At 74.9% G+C, this 19,968-nt stretch carries 15 protein-coding genes; 9 read left to right on the top strand and 6 right to left on the bottom strand.

Annotation, left to right across the window (positions count from 1 at the left end):
• The first annotated feature begins 109 nt into the window (after window positions 1-109).
• Window positions 110-922 (top strand): deoxyribonuclease IV, encoded by an 813-nt coding sequence (locus ACI8AF_RS09635; RefSeq protein ID WP_456539474.1) that lies wholly within the window; start codon window positions 110-112, stop codon window positions 920-922.
• A 2-nt stretch (window positions 923-924) separates the two neighbouring features.
• On the opposite strand, the gene ACI8AF_RS09630 is transcribed toward ACI8AF_RS09635, so the two are convergent.
• From ACI8AF_RS09630 to ACI8AF_RS09620, 3 genes are all read right to left on the bottom strand, one after another.
• Window positions 925-2,445 (bottom strand): glycosyltransferase family 87 protein, encoded by a 1,521-nt coding sequence (locus tag ACI8AF_RS09630; RefSeq protein ID WP_456539473.1) that lies wholly within the window; start codon window positions 2,443-2,445, stop codon window positions 925-927.
• Window positions 2,446-2,467: 22 nt separating this feature from the next.
• Complete coding sequence (locus ACI8AF_RS09625; RefSeq protein WP_456539472.1) at window positions 2,468-5,014, bottom strand: transglycosylase domain-containing protein; 2,547 nt, start codon at window positions 5,012-5,014, stop codon at window positions 2,468-2,470.
• Window positions 5,015-5,180: 166 nt separating this feature from the next.
• Complete coding sequence (locus ACI8AF_RS09620) at window positions 5,181-5,591, bottom strand: DUF5318 domain-containing protein (protein ID WP_456539471.1); 411 nt, start codon at window positions 5,589-5,591, stop codon at window positions 5,181-5,183.
• Between the two features lie 160 nt (window positions 5,592-5,751).
• Between ACI8AF_RS09620 and ACI8AF_RS09615 the strand changes: the two genes are divergently transcribed.
• The 3 genes from ACI8AF_RS09615 (at window position 5,752) to ACI8AF_RS09605 (ending at window position 8,448) form a co-directional block, all read left to right on the top strand.
• Window positions 5,752-6,399 (top strand): PadR family transcriptional regulator, encoded by a 648-nt coding sequence (locus ACI8AF_RS09615; protein WP_456539470.1) that lies wholly within the window; start codon window positions 5,752-5,754, stop codon window positions 6,397-6,399.
• A gap of 74 nt (window positions 6,400-6,473) precedes the next feature.
• Window positions 6,474-7,553, top strand: a complete 1,080-nt coding sequence (locus ACI8AF_RS09610) for an inositol-3-phosphate synthase (protein ID WP_456539469.1) — start codon at window positions 6,474-6,476, stop codon at window positions 7,551-7,553.
• Window positions 7,554-7,677: 124 nt separating this feature from the next.
• The gene (locus ACI8AF_RS09605) at window positions 7,678-8,448 is read left to right on the top strand and encodes a hypothetical protein (protein ID WP_456539468.1); all 771 of its coding nucleotides are present in this window, start codon (window positions 7,678-7,680) and stop codon (window positions 8,446-8,448) included.
• Window positions 8,449-8,543: 95 nt separating this feature from the next.
• On the opposite strand, the gene ACI8AF_RS09600 is transcribed toward ACI8AF_RS09605, so the two are convergent.
• Window positions 8,544-9,098: a YqgE/AlgH family protein gene (locus ACI8AF_RS09600; protein ID WP_456539467.1), complete on the bottom strand. Its 555-nt coding sequence runs from the start codon at window positions 9,096-9,098 to the stop codon at window positions 8,544-8,546.
• A 271-nt stretch (window positions 9,099-9,369) separates the two neighbouring features.
• On the opposite strand from ACI8AF_RS09600, the gene ACI8AF_RS09595 reads away from it, so the two are divergent.
• Complete coding sequence (locus ACI8AF_RS09595) at window positions 9,370-10,644, top strand: MFS transporter (protein WP_456539466.1); 1,275 nt, start codon at window positions 9,370-9,372, stop codon at window positions 10,642-10,644.
• A 46-nt stretch (window positions 10,645-10,690) separates the two neighbouring features.
• Here ACI8AF_RS09595 and ACI8AF_RS09590 read toward each other — a convergent pair whose 3' ends face one another.
• Entirely contained in the window at window positions 10,691-11,494 is an 804-nt protein-coding gene (locus ACI8AF_RS09590; protein ID WP_456539465.1) for a hypothetical protein, read from the bottom strand.
• A gap of 212 nt (window positions 11,495-11,706) precedes the next feature.
• Window positions 11,707-13,197 (bottom strand): CCA tRNA nucleotidyltransferase, encoded by a 1,491-nt coding sequence (locus ACI8AF_RS09585; protein ID WP_456539464.1) that lies wholly within the window; start codon window positions 13,195-13,197, stop codon window positions 11,707-11,709.
• Window positions 13,198-13,239: 42 nt separating this feature from the next.
• Between ACI8AF_RS09585 and ACI8AF_RS09580 the strand changes: the two genes are divergently transcribed.
• The 4 genes from ACI8AF_RS09580 to ACI8AF_RS09565 all read left to right on the top strand — a co-directional run bounded on the left by ACI8AF_RS09580 (window position 13,240) and on the right by ACI8AF_RS09565 (window position 19,953).
• Window positions 13,240-13,716, top strand: a complete 477-nt coding sequence (locus ACI8AF_RS09580) for an NUDIX hydrolase (protein ID WP_456539463.1) — start codon at window positions 13,240-13,242, stop codon at window positions 13,714-13,716.
• The gene (locus ACI8AF_RS09575) at window positions 13,713-15,992 is read left to right on the top strand and encodes a DUF6049 family protein (RefSeq protein ID WP_456539462.1); all 2,280 of its coding nucleotides are present in this window, start codon (window positions 13,713-13,715) and stop codon (window positions 15,990-15,992) included. Before ACI8AF_RS09580 ends, ACI8AF_RS09575 begins: the two co-directional genes overlap by 4 nt.
• Before the next feature lie 320 nt (window positions 15,993-16,312).
• Entirely contained in the window at window positions 16,313-18,124 is a 1,812-nt protein-coding gene (gene murJ, locus ACI8AF_RS09570; protein ID WP_456539461.1) for a murein biosynthesis integral membrane protein MurJ, read from the top strand.
• A 74-nt stretch (window positions 18,125-18,198) separates the two neighbouring features.
• Complete coding sequence (locus ACI8AF_RS09565; protein ID WP_456539460.1) at window positions 18,199-19,953, top strand: hypothetical protein; 1,755 nt, start codon at window positions 18,199-18,201, stop codon at window positions 19,951-19,953.
• The last annotated feature ends 15 nt before the right edge of the window (window positions 19,954-19,968 follow it).

Raw genomic sequence — 19,968 nt, 5'->3', positions numbered from 1 at the left:
CGCCGGCGCCAGCTACCAGCGGGTAACCCCCGTCACGCTGGCAGAACGATGATGTGTGAGCGGAGTTACGGCTAAACCTGGAGTTGCGGCCGAACTAGGGTCGACCCCCGTGGCGAGACACCCGATCGGCGTACACGTCGGCCCCGGGCTGACCGGGGACAACGAGCTGCTGGACGGCGGTCCGCTCGCGCGGGCGGCCGAGATGGACGCCGACGGGGTGCAGGTCTTCCTCGCCGATCCGCAGGACTGGAAGGCGCCCAAGCCGCGTCCGGACGCCGAGGCGCTGCGGGAGAGCGACGTCCTGGTCGTCGTGCACGCGCCGTACGTGATGAACGTGGCGTCGACCAACAACCGGATCAGGATCCCCAGCCGCAAGCTGCTGGGTCAGCACGCGACCGCGGCGGCCGCGGTCGGCGCGCACGGCCTCGTGGTCCACGGCGGCCACGTGCTCGCCAAGGACGACCCGGCCGTCGGCGTCGACAACTGGCGCAAGACCTTCGCCCGCCAGGCCGAGGACGGCGGGTTCCCCCTGCCGCTGCTCATCGAGAACACCGCCGGCGGCGAGAACGCGATGGCCCGCGAGCTCGATGCGATCGGCCGGCTGTGGGAGGCGGTGGGCGAGTTCGGCGCGGGCTTCGTGCTCGACACCTGCCACGCCTGGGCGGCCGGCTGGGACCTCGCCACGGCGGTCGAGGACGTGACGGCCCGCACCGGCCGGCTCGACCTCGTGCACCTGAACAACAGCCGCGACCCGGCGGGCTCCGGCCGCGACCGGCACGCGCCGCTGACCGAGGGGGAGATCCCGGTCGAGCTGCTGGTCGAGGTCGCCCGCGCGGCGGGCTGCCCCGTCGTCCTGGAGACCCCCGGCGACGCGGCCGCCCACGCGGAGGAGATCGCGCTGCTGCGCGACGCGCTCGGCTGAGCTCAGGAGGGCACCGCCCCCGGGCGCGCCGCGCGCCGGAGGGTCACCTTGTCCTCCGCCCGGTCCAGCACCCCGCCGGCCGGGTCGTCGGTGCCCGGCCACGACCAGCGGACGACGTCCTCGTCGGGCCGCAGCACCTCGCGCACGACCAGACCCATGAGGAAGAGGACGGCGACGTCGCGGAGCCCGACCGCGAGGTAGAACCACTCGACCTCGACGCCCTTGTTGTCGGTGCCGAGGTACCAGAGCATCCGGGGCACCCACAGCAGCGCCTCGGCGGCCTGCCACAGCAGCAGCGAGCGCCACTTCGGGCGGGCCAGGACCGCCAGCGGCAGCAGCCACAGCGAGTACTGCGGGCTCCACACCTTGTTGAGCAGCAGGAAGCCGGCGACCAGCAGGAACGCCAGCTGGGCCACGCGCGGTCGCACCGGCGCGGCGAGGGTCAGCCACGCGACGCCGACCAGGAGCAGCAGCAGGGCGACGGCGACGACGGCGTTGAGCACCGTCGGGGCCTGCCCCTCGGCCGGCGTACCGCCCAGGATCGCGTGGTCGGTGGTGGCCAGCAGCAGGTTCCAGACGGTGTCCGGGTCGGCCGGGCGGCTGCCGTTGAGGGCGAAGAAGCGGCCCCAGTTGGCCGGCGCCAGCACCGCGATCGGTCCGTTGACCACGAGCCAGGCCGCGCCCGCCGCCACCACCGTGCGCAGCCAGACACGCAGCCGGCCGGCCCGCAGGCACAGCAGGAAGAGCACCGCGAGGAGGAGCACCGGGTACAGCTTCGCCGCGACGCCCAGGCCGATGAGCACGCCGGCCAGCACCGGCCGCGAGCGCGCCCACGCCCACAGGCCCAGCGTCGACAGGGCGACGGCGAACAGGTCCCAGTTGGTGAACGCGTGCACGACCAGCAGCGGGGAGAGGCCGACCATCGCGGCGTCCCAGGGCCGCCGGCCCGACAGCCCGAGCACCGCCCGGGTGAGCAGCAGCGCGCAGAGCGAGAGCAGCAGGCAGGTGACGACGTAGTAGCTCTGCACCGGCGGCACCTGCGGCAGCAGGCCGAAGGAACCGGCGAGCCCGTCGTAGCCGCGCGCCAGCGCCGCGGCCAGCGCCATGAAGCCGCCGGTCAGCACCGGGTACTCGATCGCGGAGTCGAGGTAGGGCACCGCACCGGTGTCCAGGTCGCGCAGCGCGAACAGCGGGACGGTGTCGGAGTAGCAGAGGTGCGTGTACTGCACCCAGCCCGCCCAGTTGCCGCTCGCGCAGGGCGCCTGCTTCAGCCAGGCCAGCGCCAGGCCCGCCGTCGTGAACAGCAGGCACACGCGCAGCGGCGTCCAGAACAGCGCCCGCCCGGTCACCGCGTGCCGGCCCCACGGACCACCGACCGCCTCGCTCGCCTGGGCGGCCACCGGGTCGGACCACGTGGGCACCACGCGGTCGGGCCCGGACGGCGGCGCCGCAGATGCCACGGACCCCCCGGCCGCGGTGGCCGAGGGGTCCGTGGAGGTGTCCTGCGGGTGGGGCTGCGTCACCACCCCAGTCTGCCGCGCCGGGTCACTGGTCGGTCGCGCCGTCCTCCTCGCCCGGGGCGGGTGCCCCGGGTGCCGGGGTGCCGGGTCCCTGTCCCGGGTTCCCGGGCACCGGGAGCGGCACGGGAGCCGGCTCCTCGGGCTCCCCCTCGTCGTCGGGCACGCCGTCGCCGTCGAAGTCGTCCGGGATGCCGTCCCCGTCGGTGTCGCCGGGGACCGGCTCCGGCTCCTCGGTGACCGGCGGCGGTGCGGACGACGACGTCGCCGGCGGGGCCTCGGAGGTCGGCGGCGCGCTGGTCTCCGGGGCCGGCACGCCCTCGCCGGTGTCGCCGTCGATCAGCGCCTCCCTGGGCAGCGGCTCCTCCGGGCTGCCCTCCAGCGCGGTGTTCATGAACTGCTGCCAGATCTCGCCCGGCAGGCCCGCGCCGTAGATGATCCGGCCGCGCGCGTCGACGATCGGCTGCAGCGAGTCGCTGCCCATCCACACCGCCGTCGACAGCGACGGGGTGTAGCCGACCATCCAGGCGTCGGAGTTGTTCTCGGCGTCCAGACCCTGCGTACCGGTCTTCGACGCCACCGGCCGGCCGCCGGCGAGCGGGCGGTCGGAGTACTCCGCGACCCCCTCGATGGCGAAGGTCACGTCGTTGGCGACGTCACCCGGCACGGCCTGGTCACCGGCGTCACCGGTGTTCTCCATCAGCAGCGCGCCCTCGTTGTCCGTCACCCGGGCGACGAAGAAGGGCGCGTGCCGGACGCCGCCGTTGGCCAGGGTGGCGAAGCCGACCGCCTGGTCGATCGGGCGCATCTCGTACTCGCCGATCCCGATCGAGGAACCGGTGGTCCCGGTCTCGGGCGCCGAGAGGGTGCGCTTGCCGTCGAGGAGGCCGCCGTTGTCCGGCCAGGTCTCCGGCATGCCCGTGGCGCGCAGGGCCAGTTCCCGGACGGTGTCCGGGCCGACCTCGTAGGCCAGGCCGTAGAACGTGGTGTTCAGCGACCGGGTGATGGCCTCCTTGAGCGTGCAGGCGGAGCAGGAGGCGCCGCCGGAGTTGCGCACCGGGGCCTCCCGGTCGGGGAACGTCTGCGGGGAGCTGCCGTCGCGCCGGGCGTCGACCCCGATCCCCCGCTCGAGGGCGGCGGCGAGCACGTACGGCTTCATCGACGACCCCGGCTGGCGCCGGGCCTGCGCGTAGTCGATCGCGCCCTCGCCCGCGCCGATCGGCCCGCCGTAGTAGGCGCGGACCGCACCGGTGCGCGGGTCGACCGAGACCAGCGCCTGCCGCAGGTTGTCCGGCTCGCCCTCCATGACCTCCTGCACGGCGCTGATCGCGGCGCCCTGCATGCGCGGGTCGATCGTCGTGGTGATCCGCAGGCCGCCGGCCCGGATCTGGTCCTCGGGGTAGCCCCGGGCCTCGAGCTCGGCGATGACCTGCGAGACGATCAGGCCCTCCGGACCCGTGGGGATGCCCAGGGTCGCGGTGGCCCGGGGCAGCACGGGCGGGTACGCCGACGCGCTGCGCTCGGCCTCGGAGAGCCAGCCCTCCTCGACCATCGCGTCGAGCACGTTCGCCCAGCGCTCCTGGGCGCCCTGCGGGTCGTTCTCCGGGTCGAGGCGGGAGGGGCTGCGGATCAGCACGGCCAGGACGGCGCCCTGCTGCGCGGTCAGCTGCGCGGCGGGGACGCCGAAGTAGGTGTTGGCCGCCGCCTCGATGCCGTAGGCGCCGCGGCCGAAGTAGATGGTGTTGAGGTAGTTCTCGAGGATCTCGTTCTTCGAGTAGTTGTTGTCCAGCTTGATCGCCAGGAAGAGCTCCTGGAACTTGCGGCTGAACGTCTGCTCCTGGGTCAGGAAGGCGTTCTTGACGTACTGCTGGGTGATCGTCGAGCCACCCTGCGTCGAGCCGCCCGTCAGGTTGTTCCACGCGGCCCGGACGATGCCGGTGAACGAGATGCCGGGGTCGGAGTAGAAGTTGCGGTTCTCCGCGGCCAGCACCGCGTTGCGGGCCGCCTCGGAGACCTGCTCGAGCCGGACGTTGGTGCGGTTCTCGTCGCCGAGCCGCGCCATCTCGGTCTGGCCGTCGCCGTAGTAGATGACCGTCGTCTGCGCGTTCTGCACCGAGTTCGGGTCGGGGACGTCGGTGCTGGCGTAGACGACGCCCACGAACACGCCGAGCAGCACGAACAGGCCGAGCAGCGTGCCCAGCGCGATCTTCAGGCGGCGGCGCCGCCGCTGCTTCTTCGTGCGCGGCGGCTTGCCCTTGCGGCCACCCGGCCGCCCGCCGCCGGACCCACCCCCGGTGGGGCGGCCGCCGGGCGGTCGGGAGCCCGGCGGGCGCCCGCCACCACCGCTGCCGGCGGCGACCCGCCGGTCGGACGACGTGCGCCCGGCCGTGGTGCGGCCGCGACCGCTCCCGGCTGCGCTCCGGCCGGCGGCGCCGCCGGCCGCGGCACGGGGTCGGCCGGCCCCGGTGGCGCGGCCCTCTCCGCCGCCGCCCGTGCTGCGGGTACGGGCCGGTGGCGGCCGACGCACCGAGCCGGCGCGCGGCGCGACCGGCGAGGTCTCGTCGTGGGAAGGCACGAAGGGGCCCCTCTCGGACTCTCGGACAGGGGACCGTGGTGGTCCCCGGGCAAGCGTGACGTCTTCAGCTGTGGTTCCCGTGGACAACGCGCGACGAACGCGCACGTCACGCGACGCGTGTGACGGAAGGGTCCGCCGTGACCCGTCCCGTTCCCCGCAGGGCGACCTACTCGGTGGCCGCCCGGCGCTTGCGGCGCGGCTGGCGCCCGGGTTCGGGCTCGGCCCCGAGGACGTACGAACCCACCAGATGGTTCCAGCCGCACCCGCGGCACACCTCGACGGTGTAGACCGAGAACTCCTCCTGCGCGGCGTCCATGCGGGCGAGCTCCACCTCGGTCTTGGCCTGGCCGGCCGTCGGGCCGAGGTGCTCGCCGTACACGTAGTTCACCAGGGTGAGCCGCTCCTTGCGGCACACGGGGCAGGGGACGTCGGTCTTCTCGCCGTGGTACTTCGCAGCACGGGAGAGGTAGGGACTGGCGTCGCACACCTCGAACAACCCGGTGCGCCCGGAGTACACGTCGGCGAGGACGGCTCGCCGCTGCAGCGAGTAGTCCACGACGGATCGACGTCCGGGCACGGGGGCCAGCGTACGCAGACGCGGCTACCCGCGGCGGATCACAGCGCACCGGGCGGACGGCCGCCGTGGCCCTCCGTTCACCCGTCGTCGGTCGGTCGATGTATCGTCTCGATACATCGACCGCTGCGGGCGGATGCCGGTCCGACGACGGGAGGCGGGCGTGCTCGAGTTCGCCATCCTGGGCCTGCTGCAGCAGGCGTCGATGCACGGGTACGAGCTCCGCAAGGAGCTGGCCTCGCTGCTCGGCGGGCTGCGGACGATCTCCTTCGGCTCCCTGTACCCCGCGCTCAAGCGGCTCCACGCTGCGGGGTACATCACGACGGCCGAGCCGGACCCCAAGGCGCTGCTGCCCGCCGACGCCCCGCCGCTGACCGGACGCCGGGGGAAGGTCGTCTACACCATCACCGCCGAGGGCAAGGAGCGCTTCCACGAGCTGGTCAGCCAGACCGGCCCGGAGGCGTACGACGACGGCGGGCTCTTCGGCGTCCGCCTCGCCTTCTTCCGGCACACCGCCGCCGACGCCCGGCTCCGGATCCTGGAGGGGCGCCGGCGCACGGTCGAGCGGCAGCGCGAGGGCCTGCGCTCCTCGCTCGCCCGCACCCGCGAGCGCCTCGACCGCTACACCCTCGAGCTGCAGCGGCACGGGCTGGACTCGGTGGACCGGGAGGTCCGCTGGCTGTCCGAGCTCATCGACTCCGAGCGACGCGCCAGCGAACGGCCCGCCCCCGGGCACGCCGGCGCCGAGCGCGACCCGTCCCCCGACCCGTCCGTGCACCCCCCCGCGGACCCGCCGTCCCCGACCACCTGAACCCCCCGACCACCGCCGTCAGGACCACCCCGGTCCGTGTCCGGACCCCGCGGTCCGAGAAGTGAGGAGCACCCATGGGAAGCGTCAAGGTCGCCATCGTCGGCGTGGGCAACTGCGCCGCGTCGCTCGTGCAGGGCGTCCACTACTACCGGGACGCCGACGAGACGTCGTCCGTGCCCGGCCTGATGCACGTGCGCTTCGGCGACTACCACGTCTCCGACGTGGAGTTCGTCGCCGCGTTCGACGTCGACGCCAAAAAGGTCGGCCAGGACCTGTCCGCGGCGATCGTGGCCAGCGAGAACAACACGATCAAGATCTGCGACGTCCCGCCGCTGGGCGTTCCGGTGCAGCGCGGCACCACCCTCGACGGCCTCGGCAAGTACTACCGGGAGACCATCGAGGAGTCCGACGAGGAGCCGGTGGACGTCGTCGCCGCGCTGCGCGAGTCGGGCGCCGACGTGCTCGTCTGCTACCTGCCCGTGGGTTCGCAGCAGGCGGCCGAGTTCTACGCTCAGGCCGCCCTCGACGCCGGGGTCGCCTTCGTGAACGCGCTGCCGGTGTTCATCGCCGGCACCCCGGAGTGGGCGGACAAGTTCACCGCCGCCGGCGTGCCGATCGTCGGTGACGACATCAAGAGCCAGGTGGGCGCCACCATCACCCACCGCGTGCTGGCCAAGCTCTTCGAGGACCGCGGGGTCCAGCTCGACCGCACGATGCAGCTCAACGTCGGCGGCAACATGGACTTCAAGAACATGCTCGAGCGGGAGCGCCTGGAGTCGAAGAAGATCTCCAAGACCCAGTCGGTCACCAGCCAGGTGCACCGCGACATGGGGCAGGGCAACGTGCACATCGGCCCGTCGGACCACGTGCCATGGCTGTCCGACCGCAAGTGGGCCTACGTCCGCCTCGAGGGCCGCGCGTTCGGCGACGTCCCGCTGAACCTGGAGTACAAGCTCGAGGTCTGGGACTCCCCGAACTCGGCCGGGATCATCATCGACGCGATCCGCGCGGCGAAGATCGCCAAGGACCGCGGTATCGGTGGCCCGATCCTCTCGGCGTCGTCCTACTTCATGAAGAGCCCGCCGGTGCAGCACTCCGACAGCGAGGCCCGCGACCTGGTGGAGCAGTTCATCCGCGGCGACATCGAGCGCTAGGCGACGGACTGGAACGGCCCGCCTGCAGGGGCCCGGCCCGAGCTTGCGAGGGTCGGGGGGCAGGCGGGTCCTTCCACCGGTGGCGTTCCCGGGGGTGCACGGCGGGGCTGCCTACCCTGGCGGCATGCCGTCCCGCTCTCGCTCGATCCTGCTCGCCCTGGGACTGGTGCTGGCCCTGCTGACCGGCTGCACCGGCGGCGCGGACGACGAGCGGCTCCCCGGTGACGAGATCACCCAGGAGGAGGCCGACGTCCTCGCCGAGCTCTTGCACCAGAACTTCGAGCACGGCGGGGCGGACTTCGTCGAGACGGCGCCGTACGGCGAGGGGGCGGTGCTGACCCTCACCGGCGAGATCGACTTCACCCGCTCGATCGGTCGCGCCCAGGCGGTGACGACGTACGAGGACGGCCGGCCGGAGGAGATGCGCACGCTCTTCTTCACCACCGAGGACATCTGGTTCGGCGACGTGCCCGGCCTCTCGGAGGCCCTGGCCGCCCGCGGACTGCCCGACGCGGCGTACGTGCGGCGGCCGATGAGCGCCGCGGCGGGCGGCTCGGCCTCGCTGATCGACGTCCTGGCCCAGCTCGTGCTGAACCTCTCGGCGCGGACCGCCGACGACCCGCGGGCCTTCCTGACCGGGGACTACACGTGGCAGGGGCAGCGCTCGATCGACGGGCAGCTGGTGGCCGAGTACGGGCTGTCCGGCGGCAAGACGGTGGCGGTCTCGCACTCCGACGACCTGCTGGTCCAGTACGTGACGCCGCTGCCGGACCAGGACTTCGACGTGACGATCACGCTGTCCGACCACGGGGGGCGGGAGATCGCCCTACCGGCGGCGGAGGAGACCCTCGACGCGGCCACCCAGCCCGAGCTCGCGGCGGAACTGGGCGTCTGAGGACAGCAGGAAGGGGCGGCCTCTTCCCCAGACCGCCCCTTCCCGAGCTCTTCCTACCAGATGCCGTCGGCGCGCGCAGCCCCTGCGGGCGCCGGTCAGTTGGCCGACGGGTCGGCGGGCGCGGTGGACAGCACCGCGAGCCGGCCGGTCTGGCGGCCCATGACGGCGCGCCACAGCTGCGGTCCGGCCATCCGGCTGAGCACGTCGGAGGGCCGGCCGGCCACGCAGGCCCACGCGCCCTCGGCGATCTCCCCGGCCAGCTGGCCCGGGGACCAGCCGGCGTAGCCGGCGAACACGCGCAGGCCGGTCAGCCGACCCTCGAGCGCCTCCGGGTCACGGTCGAGGTCGACGAGGTAGACGTCGCCGGCCACCCGGCGCAGGCCGTTGTCCTCGGTCACGTCGACGGCGGGCGAGGTGGCCAGGCACAGCGCGGTGTCGGTCTCGCACGGACCGCCGACGTGGAAGACGCCCGGCTCCACCGCGAGGTCGCACCAGCCGGGCAGGACGTCGCGAATCTCGACCTGGCTCGGCCGCCCGAGGACGACGCCGAGCGTGCCGGTCTCGGTGTGGTCGAGGACGTAGACGACGGTGCCGGCGAAGGTGGGGTCCGACAGGGCCGGCATCGCCACCAGCAGCGTCCCGGGACGCACGTCCTCGACCCGGCCGACGGACAGCGGGGGGACGGCGTCCGCAGGACGGCGACCGGTCGCGGGCCTGGCGGGAGGACCGGACTCGGGGTCGGGCGACGAGGGCACCGGAGTCATCGCGGTCCAGTGTGCCCCAGGTCCGCGGCCGGGGGAGGTCGAGCTCGCACCGTCAAGGGCAGGAGGGCTGTTCGGACCCGGGAAAAGTCACCCGACGGGGCGGCACACGGCTCGGCGGTGACCCGGAGGGCGGTGTACGGCCCCGTACTGTGACCGGGTGCACCAGCAGGAGGCGACGACCGTGCGCCACCTGCTCCGCCGGGGGGACTTCCGGCGGCTGCTCGGCACCCGCCTGCTGTCGCAGTTCGGCGACGGCGTCTTCCAGGCGGCGCTGGCCGGCACGGTGCTGTTCAACCCGCAGCGGGCCGCGGACCCGCTCGACGTCGCGGCGGGGTTCGCCGTCCTGCTCCTGCCCTACTCGCTGGTGGGACCGTTCGCCGGGGTGTGGCTGGACCGGTGGAGCCGCCGGCAGGTGCTGCTGCGCGCCAACGTCGTCCGGGCCGGTCTGGTGGCCGTCGTGGCCGCGCTGGTCCTGGGTGGGGTCGGCGGCACCCCGTTCTACGTCGCGGGGCTGGCCGTCTTCTCGGTGAACCGGTTCGTCCTGGCCGCGCTGTCGGCCGGCCTGCCGCACACCGTGGACGAGGCGTCGCTGGTGTCGGCGAACGCGCTGTCGACGACGTCGGGCGCGGTCGCCACGGTGGTCGGCGGGGGTGCGGCGCTCGGGCTGCTGCAGGTCACCGGGTCCGGCGACGCGGGGTACGCCGTCGTCGCGGTGTCGGCGGCGCTGCCGTACCTGGGAGCGGCCGCCGTGGTCTCGGGGTTCTCGCGGGCCCACCTGGGGCCCGATCACACGGCCCGCTCGGCGCGGTTGTCGGCCCGCGAGGTGGCCGCCGGCATGGTGGCCGGCGCCCGGCACGCCTGGTCGCACCCGCCGGCCGCGGCGGCGCTCACGGCGATCAGCCTGCACCGGCTGTTCTACGGCGTCCTGACGCTGATGACGCTGCTGCTCTACCGGAACACCTTCGCGGGTTCGGGGCTCTTCCCGGGCGGGCTGGTGGGGCTGGGGGAGGTCGTCGGCGCCGGCGCGGTGGGCACCCTGACCGCCGCGGCGGTGACCCCGTGGGTGGTGCGGCGGATCGGCAAGCCGCGCTGGACGACGGCGCTGCTCGCCGGTGGCGGCCTGGCGCAGCTCACGCTCGGGCTGCCGTTCGTGCCGCCGACCATCGTCGCGGCCGGCTTCGTGCTGGGCTTCGTGGGCCAGGCGGTGAAGATCTGCGTGGACACCACGCTGCAGGAGGCCGTCGACGACGACTTCCGCGGCCGGGTCTTCTCCGTCTACGACACGCTGTTCAACGTCACCTTCGTGGTGGCGCTGGTCTTCGGGGCCTTCGTGCTGCCGCCGTCGGGCGTCTCCTACCCGATGCTCGTCGCCGTGGGCGCCGGCTACCTCCTCACCGCTGCCCTCTACGCCCGCACCACCTCCCGCCACTGACCTTCCGGAGGTTGAGCGTCAAGCTTTTCTGCGCTCTCAGCCTCCGTCAGGCCACCAGCGGGCGGAGTTCCAGGCCGCACCCGAGTGGATCTGCGCGTAGGCGCCGGACGGGGAACCGGAAGAGCCGGACGCCGACACCCTGGATCGCGTTCTGACGGCGGATGTCGGCACCCCAGTCGTCCGCGGACAGGTGGAACGCGGCACCGTCCGCTTCGGCGGCGACCTTGGCGTCACGCCAGTAGGCGTCGACGAAGAAGGTGCCGGACGACGTCTCGATCGCAGCTCCCCGTTCGGGCTCGGGCACCTCCGCGAGCACGAGGGCATGTCGGAGGTCTGCCTCGCCGACCGAACGCATGCCTCGGCGAGCATCGCCGACGGCCTGCCGCAACCAGGACGTGAGTCTTCGTCCGAGGTGCGATGCCTCCTGCTCGAGCTCCGGCACGGTGCACAGGCCGCGTTGCAGGACGTCGGCGACGACGTGATCGACGTCCTGGCGACGGTGGCTGGTCATCGCCACGTCGACGGCGGCACGAGCGGGCGGGCAGACTCGCAGCCCACCCGCCATGACCTCGGCGGCGACGGGTCGTCGGCTCTGGTGGACGACGACGAACGCCCGCGACCGCAGATGCCGCCCCTGGGGCACGGTGACCTCGACCAGACCACCTTCCTGAGGGACCTGGTACTCACCCCGCACACCGCCCGCCCACCTGCGCGCGGTCAGCTCCTCCGCCCGTGCGCCCCACGCGACGAGCGCGCTGCGGTGGCTGAGGGCCGCGGTACCACCGGCGAAGTACAGCGCGGCGTGCCAGCGTTCTCGACGGGTCAGCGGGCCCGAGTGCCCGACGAACACCCCCGGCAGCGGCTCCTGCCACCGACCGGTCCGCACGGCGTTGCGGAGCCGGTAGGCGGAGAGGCCGTCTGCCATGAGGTGCTCCCGCGGGGCGACTTCCTGGCCGGCGAGACGGATGGCGGGTAAGCGCACGCAGCAGAGACTGGCGATGTCAGCTCATCGCCGCTGCCGCCGTCCACAGCGGAGGCTCCCGGGCGAGGATTTCTCGCGCGTCAGCCTCCGGTGCGGGTGCGCCACCAGGTGAGGAGCTCTTCCTCCGCCTCCTCGGGGGAGAGGGGGCCGCGCTCGAGCCGCAGGTCCTTGAGGAAGCGCCAGGCCTCGCCGACCTCGCGGCCCGGCGGGATGCCCAGCAGCTCCATGATCGCGTTGCCGTCGAGGTCCGGGCGCACCCGCGCCAGGTCCTCCTTCTCGGCCAGCTCGGCGATCCGCGCCTCGAGGGAGTCGTAGGTCGCCGCCAGCGCCGCGGCCCGCTTGCGGTTGCGGGTCGTGCAGTCCGACCGCACCAGCTTGTGCAGCCGCGGCAGGAGGTCGCCGGCGTCGGTGACGTAGCGGCGCACCGCCGAGTCGGTCCACTCCCCGCGCCCATAGCCGTGGAAGCGCAGGTGCAGGAAGGTGAGCTTGGCGACGGCGTCGATGACGTCCTTGGGGTAGCGGAGGGCGGTCAGGCGCTTCTTCACCAGCTTCGACCCGACCACCTCGTGGTGGTGGAACGACACCCGCCCGCGCGGCTCGTGCCGCCGGGTCGCCGGCTTGCCGATGTCGTGCAGCAGGGCGGCGAGGCGGAGGACGAGGTCCGGCGACTCGTGCTCGGGGTCGGCCTCCTCCAGCGCGATGGCCTGGTCGAGCACGGTCAGCGAGTGCGCGTAGACGTCCTTGTGCTGGTGGTGCTCGTCGATCTCCATGCGCAGCGCCGACAGCTCCGGCAGGACGACGTCGGCGAGCCCGGTGCCGACGAACAGCTCCAGCGCCGCCCGGGGCGAGCCCTGCAGCAGCGTCTTCGACAGCTCCACCTGCACCCGCTCGGGGGTGATCCGCCCCAGCTCCCCGGCGAGCGCGGTGATCGCCGCGATCACCTCGTCGTCCGGGGTCAGCTGCAGCTGGGCGACGAAGCGGACGGCGCGCAGCATCCGCAGCGGGTCGTCCAGGAAGGAGTCGACCGCCGCCCCGGGGGTCCGCAGCCGGCGGGTGAGCAGGTCGCCGAGGCCGCCGTACGGGTCGGTGACCCGGCGGTCGGGCCCCAGCGAGACGGCCATCGCGTTGACCGTGAAGTCGCGCCGGGCGAGGTCGTCCTCGAGCGAGTCGCCCCACGCGACCTCGGGGTTGCGCGACTCCCGGTCGTAGCGGTCCGCCCGGTAGGTGGTGATCTCCAGCCGCGCGCCCTGCACCTCGGCGCCGACGGTGCCGAACTGGATGCCCGTGTTCCACGTGGAACTGGCCCACCCGCGCAGCAGCTCCAGGGTCTGCTCCGGCCGGGCGTCGGTGGTGATGTCGAGGTCCCCCGGCACGCGCGCCGCGCCCGCGCCGGCCGAGAGGAGTGCGTCACGCACCGAACCGCCGACGAGGTGGGCCTCGAACCCGGCCGCCGCGAACCGTTCTCCCAGCTCGGTCAGCACGGGGGAGAGGTCGACGAGCTCCCGCACCGTCTGCTGCACCGCCGGCGGCACGGGCTCGGGTTCGGGACGACTCGGGGGCTCTGCGGACACGACGAGCCAGGGTAGTGGCCGGACGCGCGCTACCCTCCTGGCATGGCTGGGACGGGCGGGCGCGGACGCCCCGGCCGCCGGTTGCGCCGGGTCGACGAGACCTCCGCCGGGGGCCTGGTCGTCGCCGACGACGGGGTCAACGAGCCCCGTGCCGCCCTCATCGGCCGCACCGACCGGCGCGGACGCCTCCTCTGGTCGCTGCCCAAGGGTCACATCGAGGAGGGCGAGACCCCCGAGGACACCGCCGTCCGCGAGGTCGCCGAGGAGACCGGGATCATCGGCGAGGTCGTCGCCCCGCTCGGGATCATCGACTTCTGGTTCGTCGCCGACGGCCGCCGCGTGCACAAGACGGTGCACCACTTCCTGCTCCGCGCGATCGGTGGCGCCCTCTCGGACGCCGACGTCGAGGTGACCGAGGTCGCCTGGGTCCCGCTGTCGGAGCTGTCCGAGCGGCTCGCGTACGCCGACGAGCGGGCACTGGTCGAGCGGGCACCCGCCCTGCTGGCCGACAGCGCGTGAGGGGAACGGCCGCCGACCCCGCCGACGGCCGCTCCCGGCCGGGGTCCCGGACGGTCCTCGCCGTCCTGCTCTGCCTGACGCTGCTCGGCGCACCGCTCCTGCTCGCGCCGACGCGCGCCACCGCGGCGCCCGCCGACGACACCAGCGACCCCGACCGGCCGGTGACGCTCGAGGTCAGCCGGTTCGAGCCGCGCAGCGTCGTCCCCGGCTCGACCGTCACGATCACCGGCACGCTGACCAACAGCGGCGACTCCGCGGTCTCCGACCTCGCCGTCCGCCTGCAGCGCGGCGCCGTCCTCACCTCCCGCGCCGAGCTCGCCGCGGCCGACGACGACGCCGACCCGGCCACCACCGAGGTCCCGGCCTTCCAGCCCGTCACCGACGAGCTCGAGCCGGGCGACTCGGCGACCTTCACCTACTCGGTCCCCGCCGACGAGCTGCGGCTGGACCGCGACGGCGTCTACCCGGCCCTGCTGAACGTCAACGGCACCGTCGACGGGGAGGTCCGCCGCGTCGGCGAGCTGGCCACCTACCTCGTCCGGCAGCCGGCCATCCCCGCCGGGCGGACCTCGGTGGCCTGGCTGTGGCCGCTCGTCGAGCGCACCCACCGCACCCCCTCCGGCAGCTTCGCCGACGACGGTCTCGCCGCGGCCGTGACCGAGGGCGGCCGCCTGGACCGCGCCCTCTCCGTCGTCGAGGACCTGCCCCGCGCCGCGCCCGCGGGCGGCGGCGAGGCGGTGCCGACGGTGCCGGTCACCCTCGCCGTCGACCCGGCGCTGCTCGAGGAGCTCGCGCTGATGGCCGCGGGCCCCTACGAGGTGGCCGGGCAGGCAGACCCGGGCGAGGGCACCGCGGCCGCCGAGGCGTGGCTCGAGCGGCTGCGCGCCGTCGCGGCCGTCCACCCGGTCGTGGCGCTGCCCTACGGCGACGTCGACGCCGACGCGCTGGTCGCCACCGGCCTGTCCGCCGTCCTGGCGCGCAGCCTGCCGGCGAGCGGGACCGCCGCGGCGGCCGCGCCGTCCGACGACGCCACCGGCGCCGGTGCCGGCATCGTCGCCGACGTCCTCGGGGTCCAGCCGCGCACCGACCTCGGCTGGCTCGCCGACGGCGCCGTGCGCCCCGAGACCCTCGCCGCGCTCCAGGCCGGCGGGGCCGAGCGGGTGGTCCTCGGCGCCGACGCCCTCACCGGCGGCGACGCCGCGCTCGGGCTGGGCACCGCGACCGCGGCCGCCCGGACCAGCGTCGCCCTGCCGCAGGGGTCGGTCGCGGCGCTCGTCGCCGATCCGGCCCTCGGCGCGGTCGCCGCCTCCGCCGGTCAGGTCGCCGGTGGGGTGCGCATCGCCGAGCAGCGCTACCTGGCCGAGCTGGCCCTGCTCAGCCTCACCGCGCCGGCCGACCCCGCCCTGGCCCCCACCGTGCTGGTCGCGCCGCCCCGGCAGGTCGGCGCCGACCCCGACGGCGTGCGGGCGATGATGTCCGACACCGCCGAGCTGCCCTGGCTGCGCGCGGCCGCCGTCGAGGAGCTCGCCGCCGGCCCGGTCGCCGACGCCGGGGCGCTCACCCCGTCGGCCGCGCCGCTCCTGGACGGCGGCGGGCTGGCCTCCGTCGCCCAGGCGGTCGCCGTCCGGGACGACCTCGCCGGGGCCGCCGTCGGGTCCCCGGACGGCGCGCTGGCGCCGCAGGACGCCGCCACCGCCCGCACCGCGTCGGTGGCCTGGCGCGGCGACCCCGCCGGCTTCCGCACCGCCGCCGAGGCCCTCGACGACAGCATCGAGCGGCTGCGCGACCGCGTCACGCTGGTCGCCCCCGCCGACGGCACGTACAGCCTCGCCTCCAGCGACGCCCCGCTGGTCCTCACCGTGCGCAACGACCTGCCGTTCGCCGTCCAGGTGCGGCTGGACGTGCGGACCGTCGGCAACGTGGGGCTGCGGATCGAGGACATCGGCCTGCAGGAGCTCGCCCCGGGCGAGCGGACGACGCTGCAGGTGCCGACGTCGATCCGCCAGTCCGGCCGCGTCGCCGTCACCGCCGCCCTGACCACGCCCAGCGGTGGGCCGCTCGGCGAGCAGGTGCGCATCCAGGTCAAGAGCACCGCCTACGGCGCCATCTCGCTGAGCATCACCATCGGTGCGGCCGTGCTGCTCGGCCTGCTCTTCCTGCGCCGGCTCGTCCTGTTCCTGGTCCGCCGCCGCCGCGGCCCGTCCGACGGCATGCCGACCGGCCCGGCCCCCGAGGGCGCGTCCGTGCCGCTGCCGCCCACCCGGAGCCCGGTGTGACGCCCGGACCGGAGGGGCCCGTCGAGGAACGGGACCGGCAGAGCGGCCCTGCTGCAGGGGCCCGTCGCGAGCTGGCGAGCGATGGGGGGCAGCAGGTTCCTTCGACTGTCCCGCCGGCCGCCCCGCGCACGCGGGCGGGTCGCGGGCCCGCGCCGCTCCCCCCGCCGCCGTACAAGGAGGCACCCCCGCCGTCGGTCCCGTCGGCCGACGCCCTCTCCGGCCGGCCGCCGTCGGCCGAGCGCCCCGCCGTCCGGGCGTCGGCGCCCCCGCCGGTAGCACCGCCGGTACCGCCGCCCGCGGCCCCGCCGGTGCCCCCGCCGGTGCCCCCGCCGCCGGCCTACCCCGCCCACGACGCGCAGCCCCGCCGGATGCCGCTGCCCCCGCCACCGCCCCCGCGGCGGCGCTTCGTGCCGCACCCGGAGGAGGAGTTCACCCAGCTCATCCCCGTGCTGCCGCCGGTGCCGCGCGCGGTCGAGGAGAGCGACGAGGAGGCCGAGCAGCGGGAGGGCGCCCCCGGGGCGAGCCGGGGCATCCTCCGGGCCGCCAGCACGATGGCGGTGGCCACGCTGGTCAGCCGGATCACCGGCCTGCTGCGCACCATGGTGCTCGCCGCGGCGCTGGGCGTCGGCCTGGTCAACGACGCCTACAACACGGCCAACACGCTGCCGAACATCGTCTACGAGCTGCTCATCGGCGGCGTCCTCACGTCGGTGATCGTGCCGCTGCTGGTGCACGCCCAGGAGCGCGACGCCGACCGCGGCACCGCGTACGCGCAGCGCCTCTCGACGCTGGCGATCACCGGGCTGGTCGGCGTCACGGTGCTCGCGGTCCTGGCCGCCCCGCTGCTCACCGACCTGTACGGCATCGACGGCGACCCCGACCAGGTCCGGCTGGCCAACTGGCTGGCCCGCCTGCTGCTCGTCGAGATCGTCTTCTACGGCATCGGCGCGCTGGCCACCGCGATCCTCAACTCCCGCGACGTCTTCGGCCCGCCCGCCTGGGCGCCGGTGCTCAACAACGTCGTCGTCATCGCGACCGGCCTGCTGTTCATCGCGGCCAGCGGTCCGGGGGAGCTGACGCCGGCGACCATCACGTCCGGGCAGGTGTGGCTGCTCGGCATCGGCACCACCCTGGGCATCGCCGTCCAGGCGCTGGTGCTGCTGCCGCTGCTGCCGAAGGCGGGCGTGCCGCTGCGGCCGCGCTGGGGGCTGAAGGACACCGGCCTGCGCGAGGCCGGCACCCTCGGGCTCTGGGTCATCGGCTACGTGGCGGTCAGCCAGATCGGCGTCGTCGTCGCCACCAACGTGGCCAACGACGCCGGACGCGAGGGCGGCCTCGGGTCGAGCGCCTTCGCGATCGCCAGCCTGCTGTTCCAGATGCCCTACGGCATCATCGGCGTCGCCCTGCTCACCGCGCTGCTGCCGCGGATGAGCCGCGCGGCCTCGCGCCGCGACGTGCCCGGCGTGGTCAAGGACCTCGCGCTCGGCACCCGCCTGTCCGCGCTGGGCCTCCTCCCGGTCACCGCCGCCCTGGTGGTCCTCGGCCCGCCGCTGGCCACGGTCGCCTTCGCCCGCGGGAACACCAGCGTCGCCGAGGCCCAGGGGATCGGGACCGCGCTGGCCATCGGCGCGTTCGGCCTGCTGCCGATGGCGGTCACCCTGCTGCAGCTGCGGGTCTTCTACGCGATGAAGGACGCCCGGACGCCGACCCTCATCCAGATCGGGATGGTCGCCGTCCGCGTGCCGCTGCTGCTCCTGGTCCCCGTCGTCGTCGGTCCGGAGCACGTGGTGGCCGGGCTGATGCTGGTCACGAGCGTCACCTACGTCGCCGGCTGGGTCCTCGGCGACCTCGCCATCCGCCGCTCGCTCGGCGCCACCCGCGACCGCGAGACGCTGGGGCCGGTCCTCCGGTTGGTCGCCGTGTCGGGCGCCGCGGGCCTCGTCGGCTGGGGCACGGTCACCCTTCTGGGTCACGTTTTGGGCACATCGGTGGCAGGCTCGCTCGTCACTCTCCTGGTCGGTACCGTGGTGATCGGCGTCGCGACCGCTGCTGGTCTCGTGGTCGCCCGCGTCCCCGAGGTCCGGGAGCCCCTGGCGGCGATCCGGTCCCGCCTCGGGCGCGGACGAGCGTGAGACCCGGGGCGGCGATGCCGGGCCCGGGGCGCGGCGCTGCCGGGAGCGATGCGAAGAGGAGGTCGTCCGCGTCCATGACCTCCACGGTCACCGGCCTCCCGGACCGCTACCGCCCGCTCGACCAGGTCGGTCCCGACGAGCCCACCCCCACGGGGGTCATCCGCACGTACCGGGCCAAGGACCGCGTCCTCAACCGTGACGTCGCCATCCGCGTGCACACCCCCGGCGGCCCCGCGGCGCACGCCTGGATCGCCCGCGCCCTGACCGCCGGCGGGCTGGCCACCCCCGCGCTGGCGATGGTCTACGACGCCGCCGAGGGCAACGGCGACGCGACCGCCGCCGACAGCGCCGCCTACGTCGTCAACGAGTGGATCGACGGCGAGACCCTCGCGGAGCGGCTGACCCGCGGGCCGCTCCAGCAGCGCGAGGCGCGCACCGTCGTCCGCCGGCTGGCCGAGGGCGTGGCCGAGGCGCACCGCGTCGGGCTGGCCGTGGGCGGGCTGACACCCGAGCACGTCGTCCTGCGGCCCAACGGGCTGGTGGGCCTGCGCGGCGTCCCCGCGGCCAGCGGCACCGTGCAGGGCGACATCACCGCGCTGGGTGCGCTGCTCGAGGCCTGCCTCGGCGGCCCGACCGCGGTCGAGGCCGCCGGTCGCGGGGTGCGCAAGGGCGCCGCCGCCGTGCCGCCGGACCTCGCCGCCCTCGTGCGCCGGGCCCGCTCCACCGAGCCCGGGCAGGGCCTCTCCAGCGTGGCGGCCATGGTCTCCCTGCTCAACGAGCGGCCCCGCGCGGCCGGCGCCTCGGCCCTCGACCGGCACGGGCCGGAGAGCGACCGGCTGCGGTCGGTCCGCCGGGACGACGTCCCGCCGCCCGCGCTGCCCGTCGCCCCGCCGGCGCCGACGGTCAGCGTCGACGCCCCCGTCCGGCTGGACCCGATGACCATGCCGCCGGTCCCGCCCGTGCGCCCGGTCGCGCACGCCGCCCCGGCCACCCAGGCCACCCAGGCCACCCCGGTGGTGCAGCCGGGCCCGCCCGCGCCCCCGGTCGAGGACCGGTGGACGGCGACCGGCGACGGGTGGCGGCGCCCCTCCGACGACCTCGACGCGGTGCTGCACCAGCCCACCACCTACGACGACGTCTACGACGACGACTACCCGGACACCGGCAGCACCGACCTGCCGGAGGTCGAGGAGCCCGGCGCCCGCCGGCGGGCCGCCGTCATCGGCATCTCCGTCGCCGCGCTCGCCGTGGTGATCGCGCTGGCCTGGTGGTTCGGCACCAACGTGCTCTCCGTCGCCGGCTCGGTCGACGAGGTCCCCGGCTCCACGCCGCCGCCGAGCTCGACCAGCGGCAGCGCGAGCAGCTCGGCGCCGGCCGCGGGCGCGCCGGCGGCCATCGTCAGCGCCGAGGTCTACAACCCCGAGGGCGACGGCGAGCCCGAGAACGACGGCGACGTCCCGCTCAGCTTCGACGGCGACCCGGCCACCGCCTGGTCCACGGTCACCTACTTCCGCTCGCCCGCCTTCGGCAACCTGAAGAGCGGTGTCGGGATCATGTACGACCTGGGCAGCGAGCAGCAGCTGGCCGGCGTGACGGTGACCACGAGCACCCCCGGCATCACCGTCGAGGTGCGCACCGGCGGGGGACCCGACGGCCCCCTCGACGCCTACCCGGTGGCGGCGAGCGGCACCGTCGACGGCGAGACCCCGCTGCAGTTCCAGCAGCCGACGACCGCCCGGTTCGTCCTGGTCTGGGTCACCGGTCTGGTGCCCAGCGGCGACGGCTTCGCCGGCGACATCGCCGAGGTCGCGGTCAGCTCGGCGGGGTGACGCGCGGGCGAGGAG

The sequence above is a fragment of the Blastococcus sp. SYSU D00669 genome, from assembly GCF_054050715.1.
This window is presented reverse-complemented; position numbering and strand designations above follow the sequence as displayed.

Excerpts from the sequence above, each read along its gene's own strand:
- ACI8AF_RS09610 (WP_456539469.1), top strand. The coding sequence starts at position 6,474 with ATGGGAAGCGTCAAGGTCGCCATCGTCGGCGTGGGCAACTGCGCCGCG.
- ACI8AF_RS09605 (WP_456539468.1), top strand. The coding sequence starts at position 7,678 with ATGCCGTCCCGCTCTCGCTCGATCCTGCTCGCCCTGGGACTGGTGCTG.
- ACI8AF_RS09580 (WP_456539463.1), top strand. The coding sequence starts at position 13,240 with ATGGCTGGGACGGGCGGGCGCGGACGCCCCGGCCGCCGGTTGCGCCGG.
- ACI8AF_RS09565 (WP_456539460.1), top strand. The coding sequence starts at position 18,199 with ATGACCTCCACGGTCACCGGCCTCCCGGACCGCTACCGCCCGCTCGAC.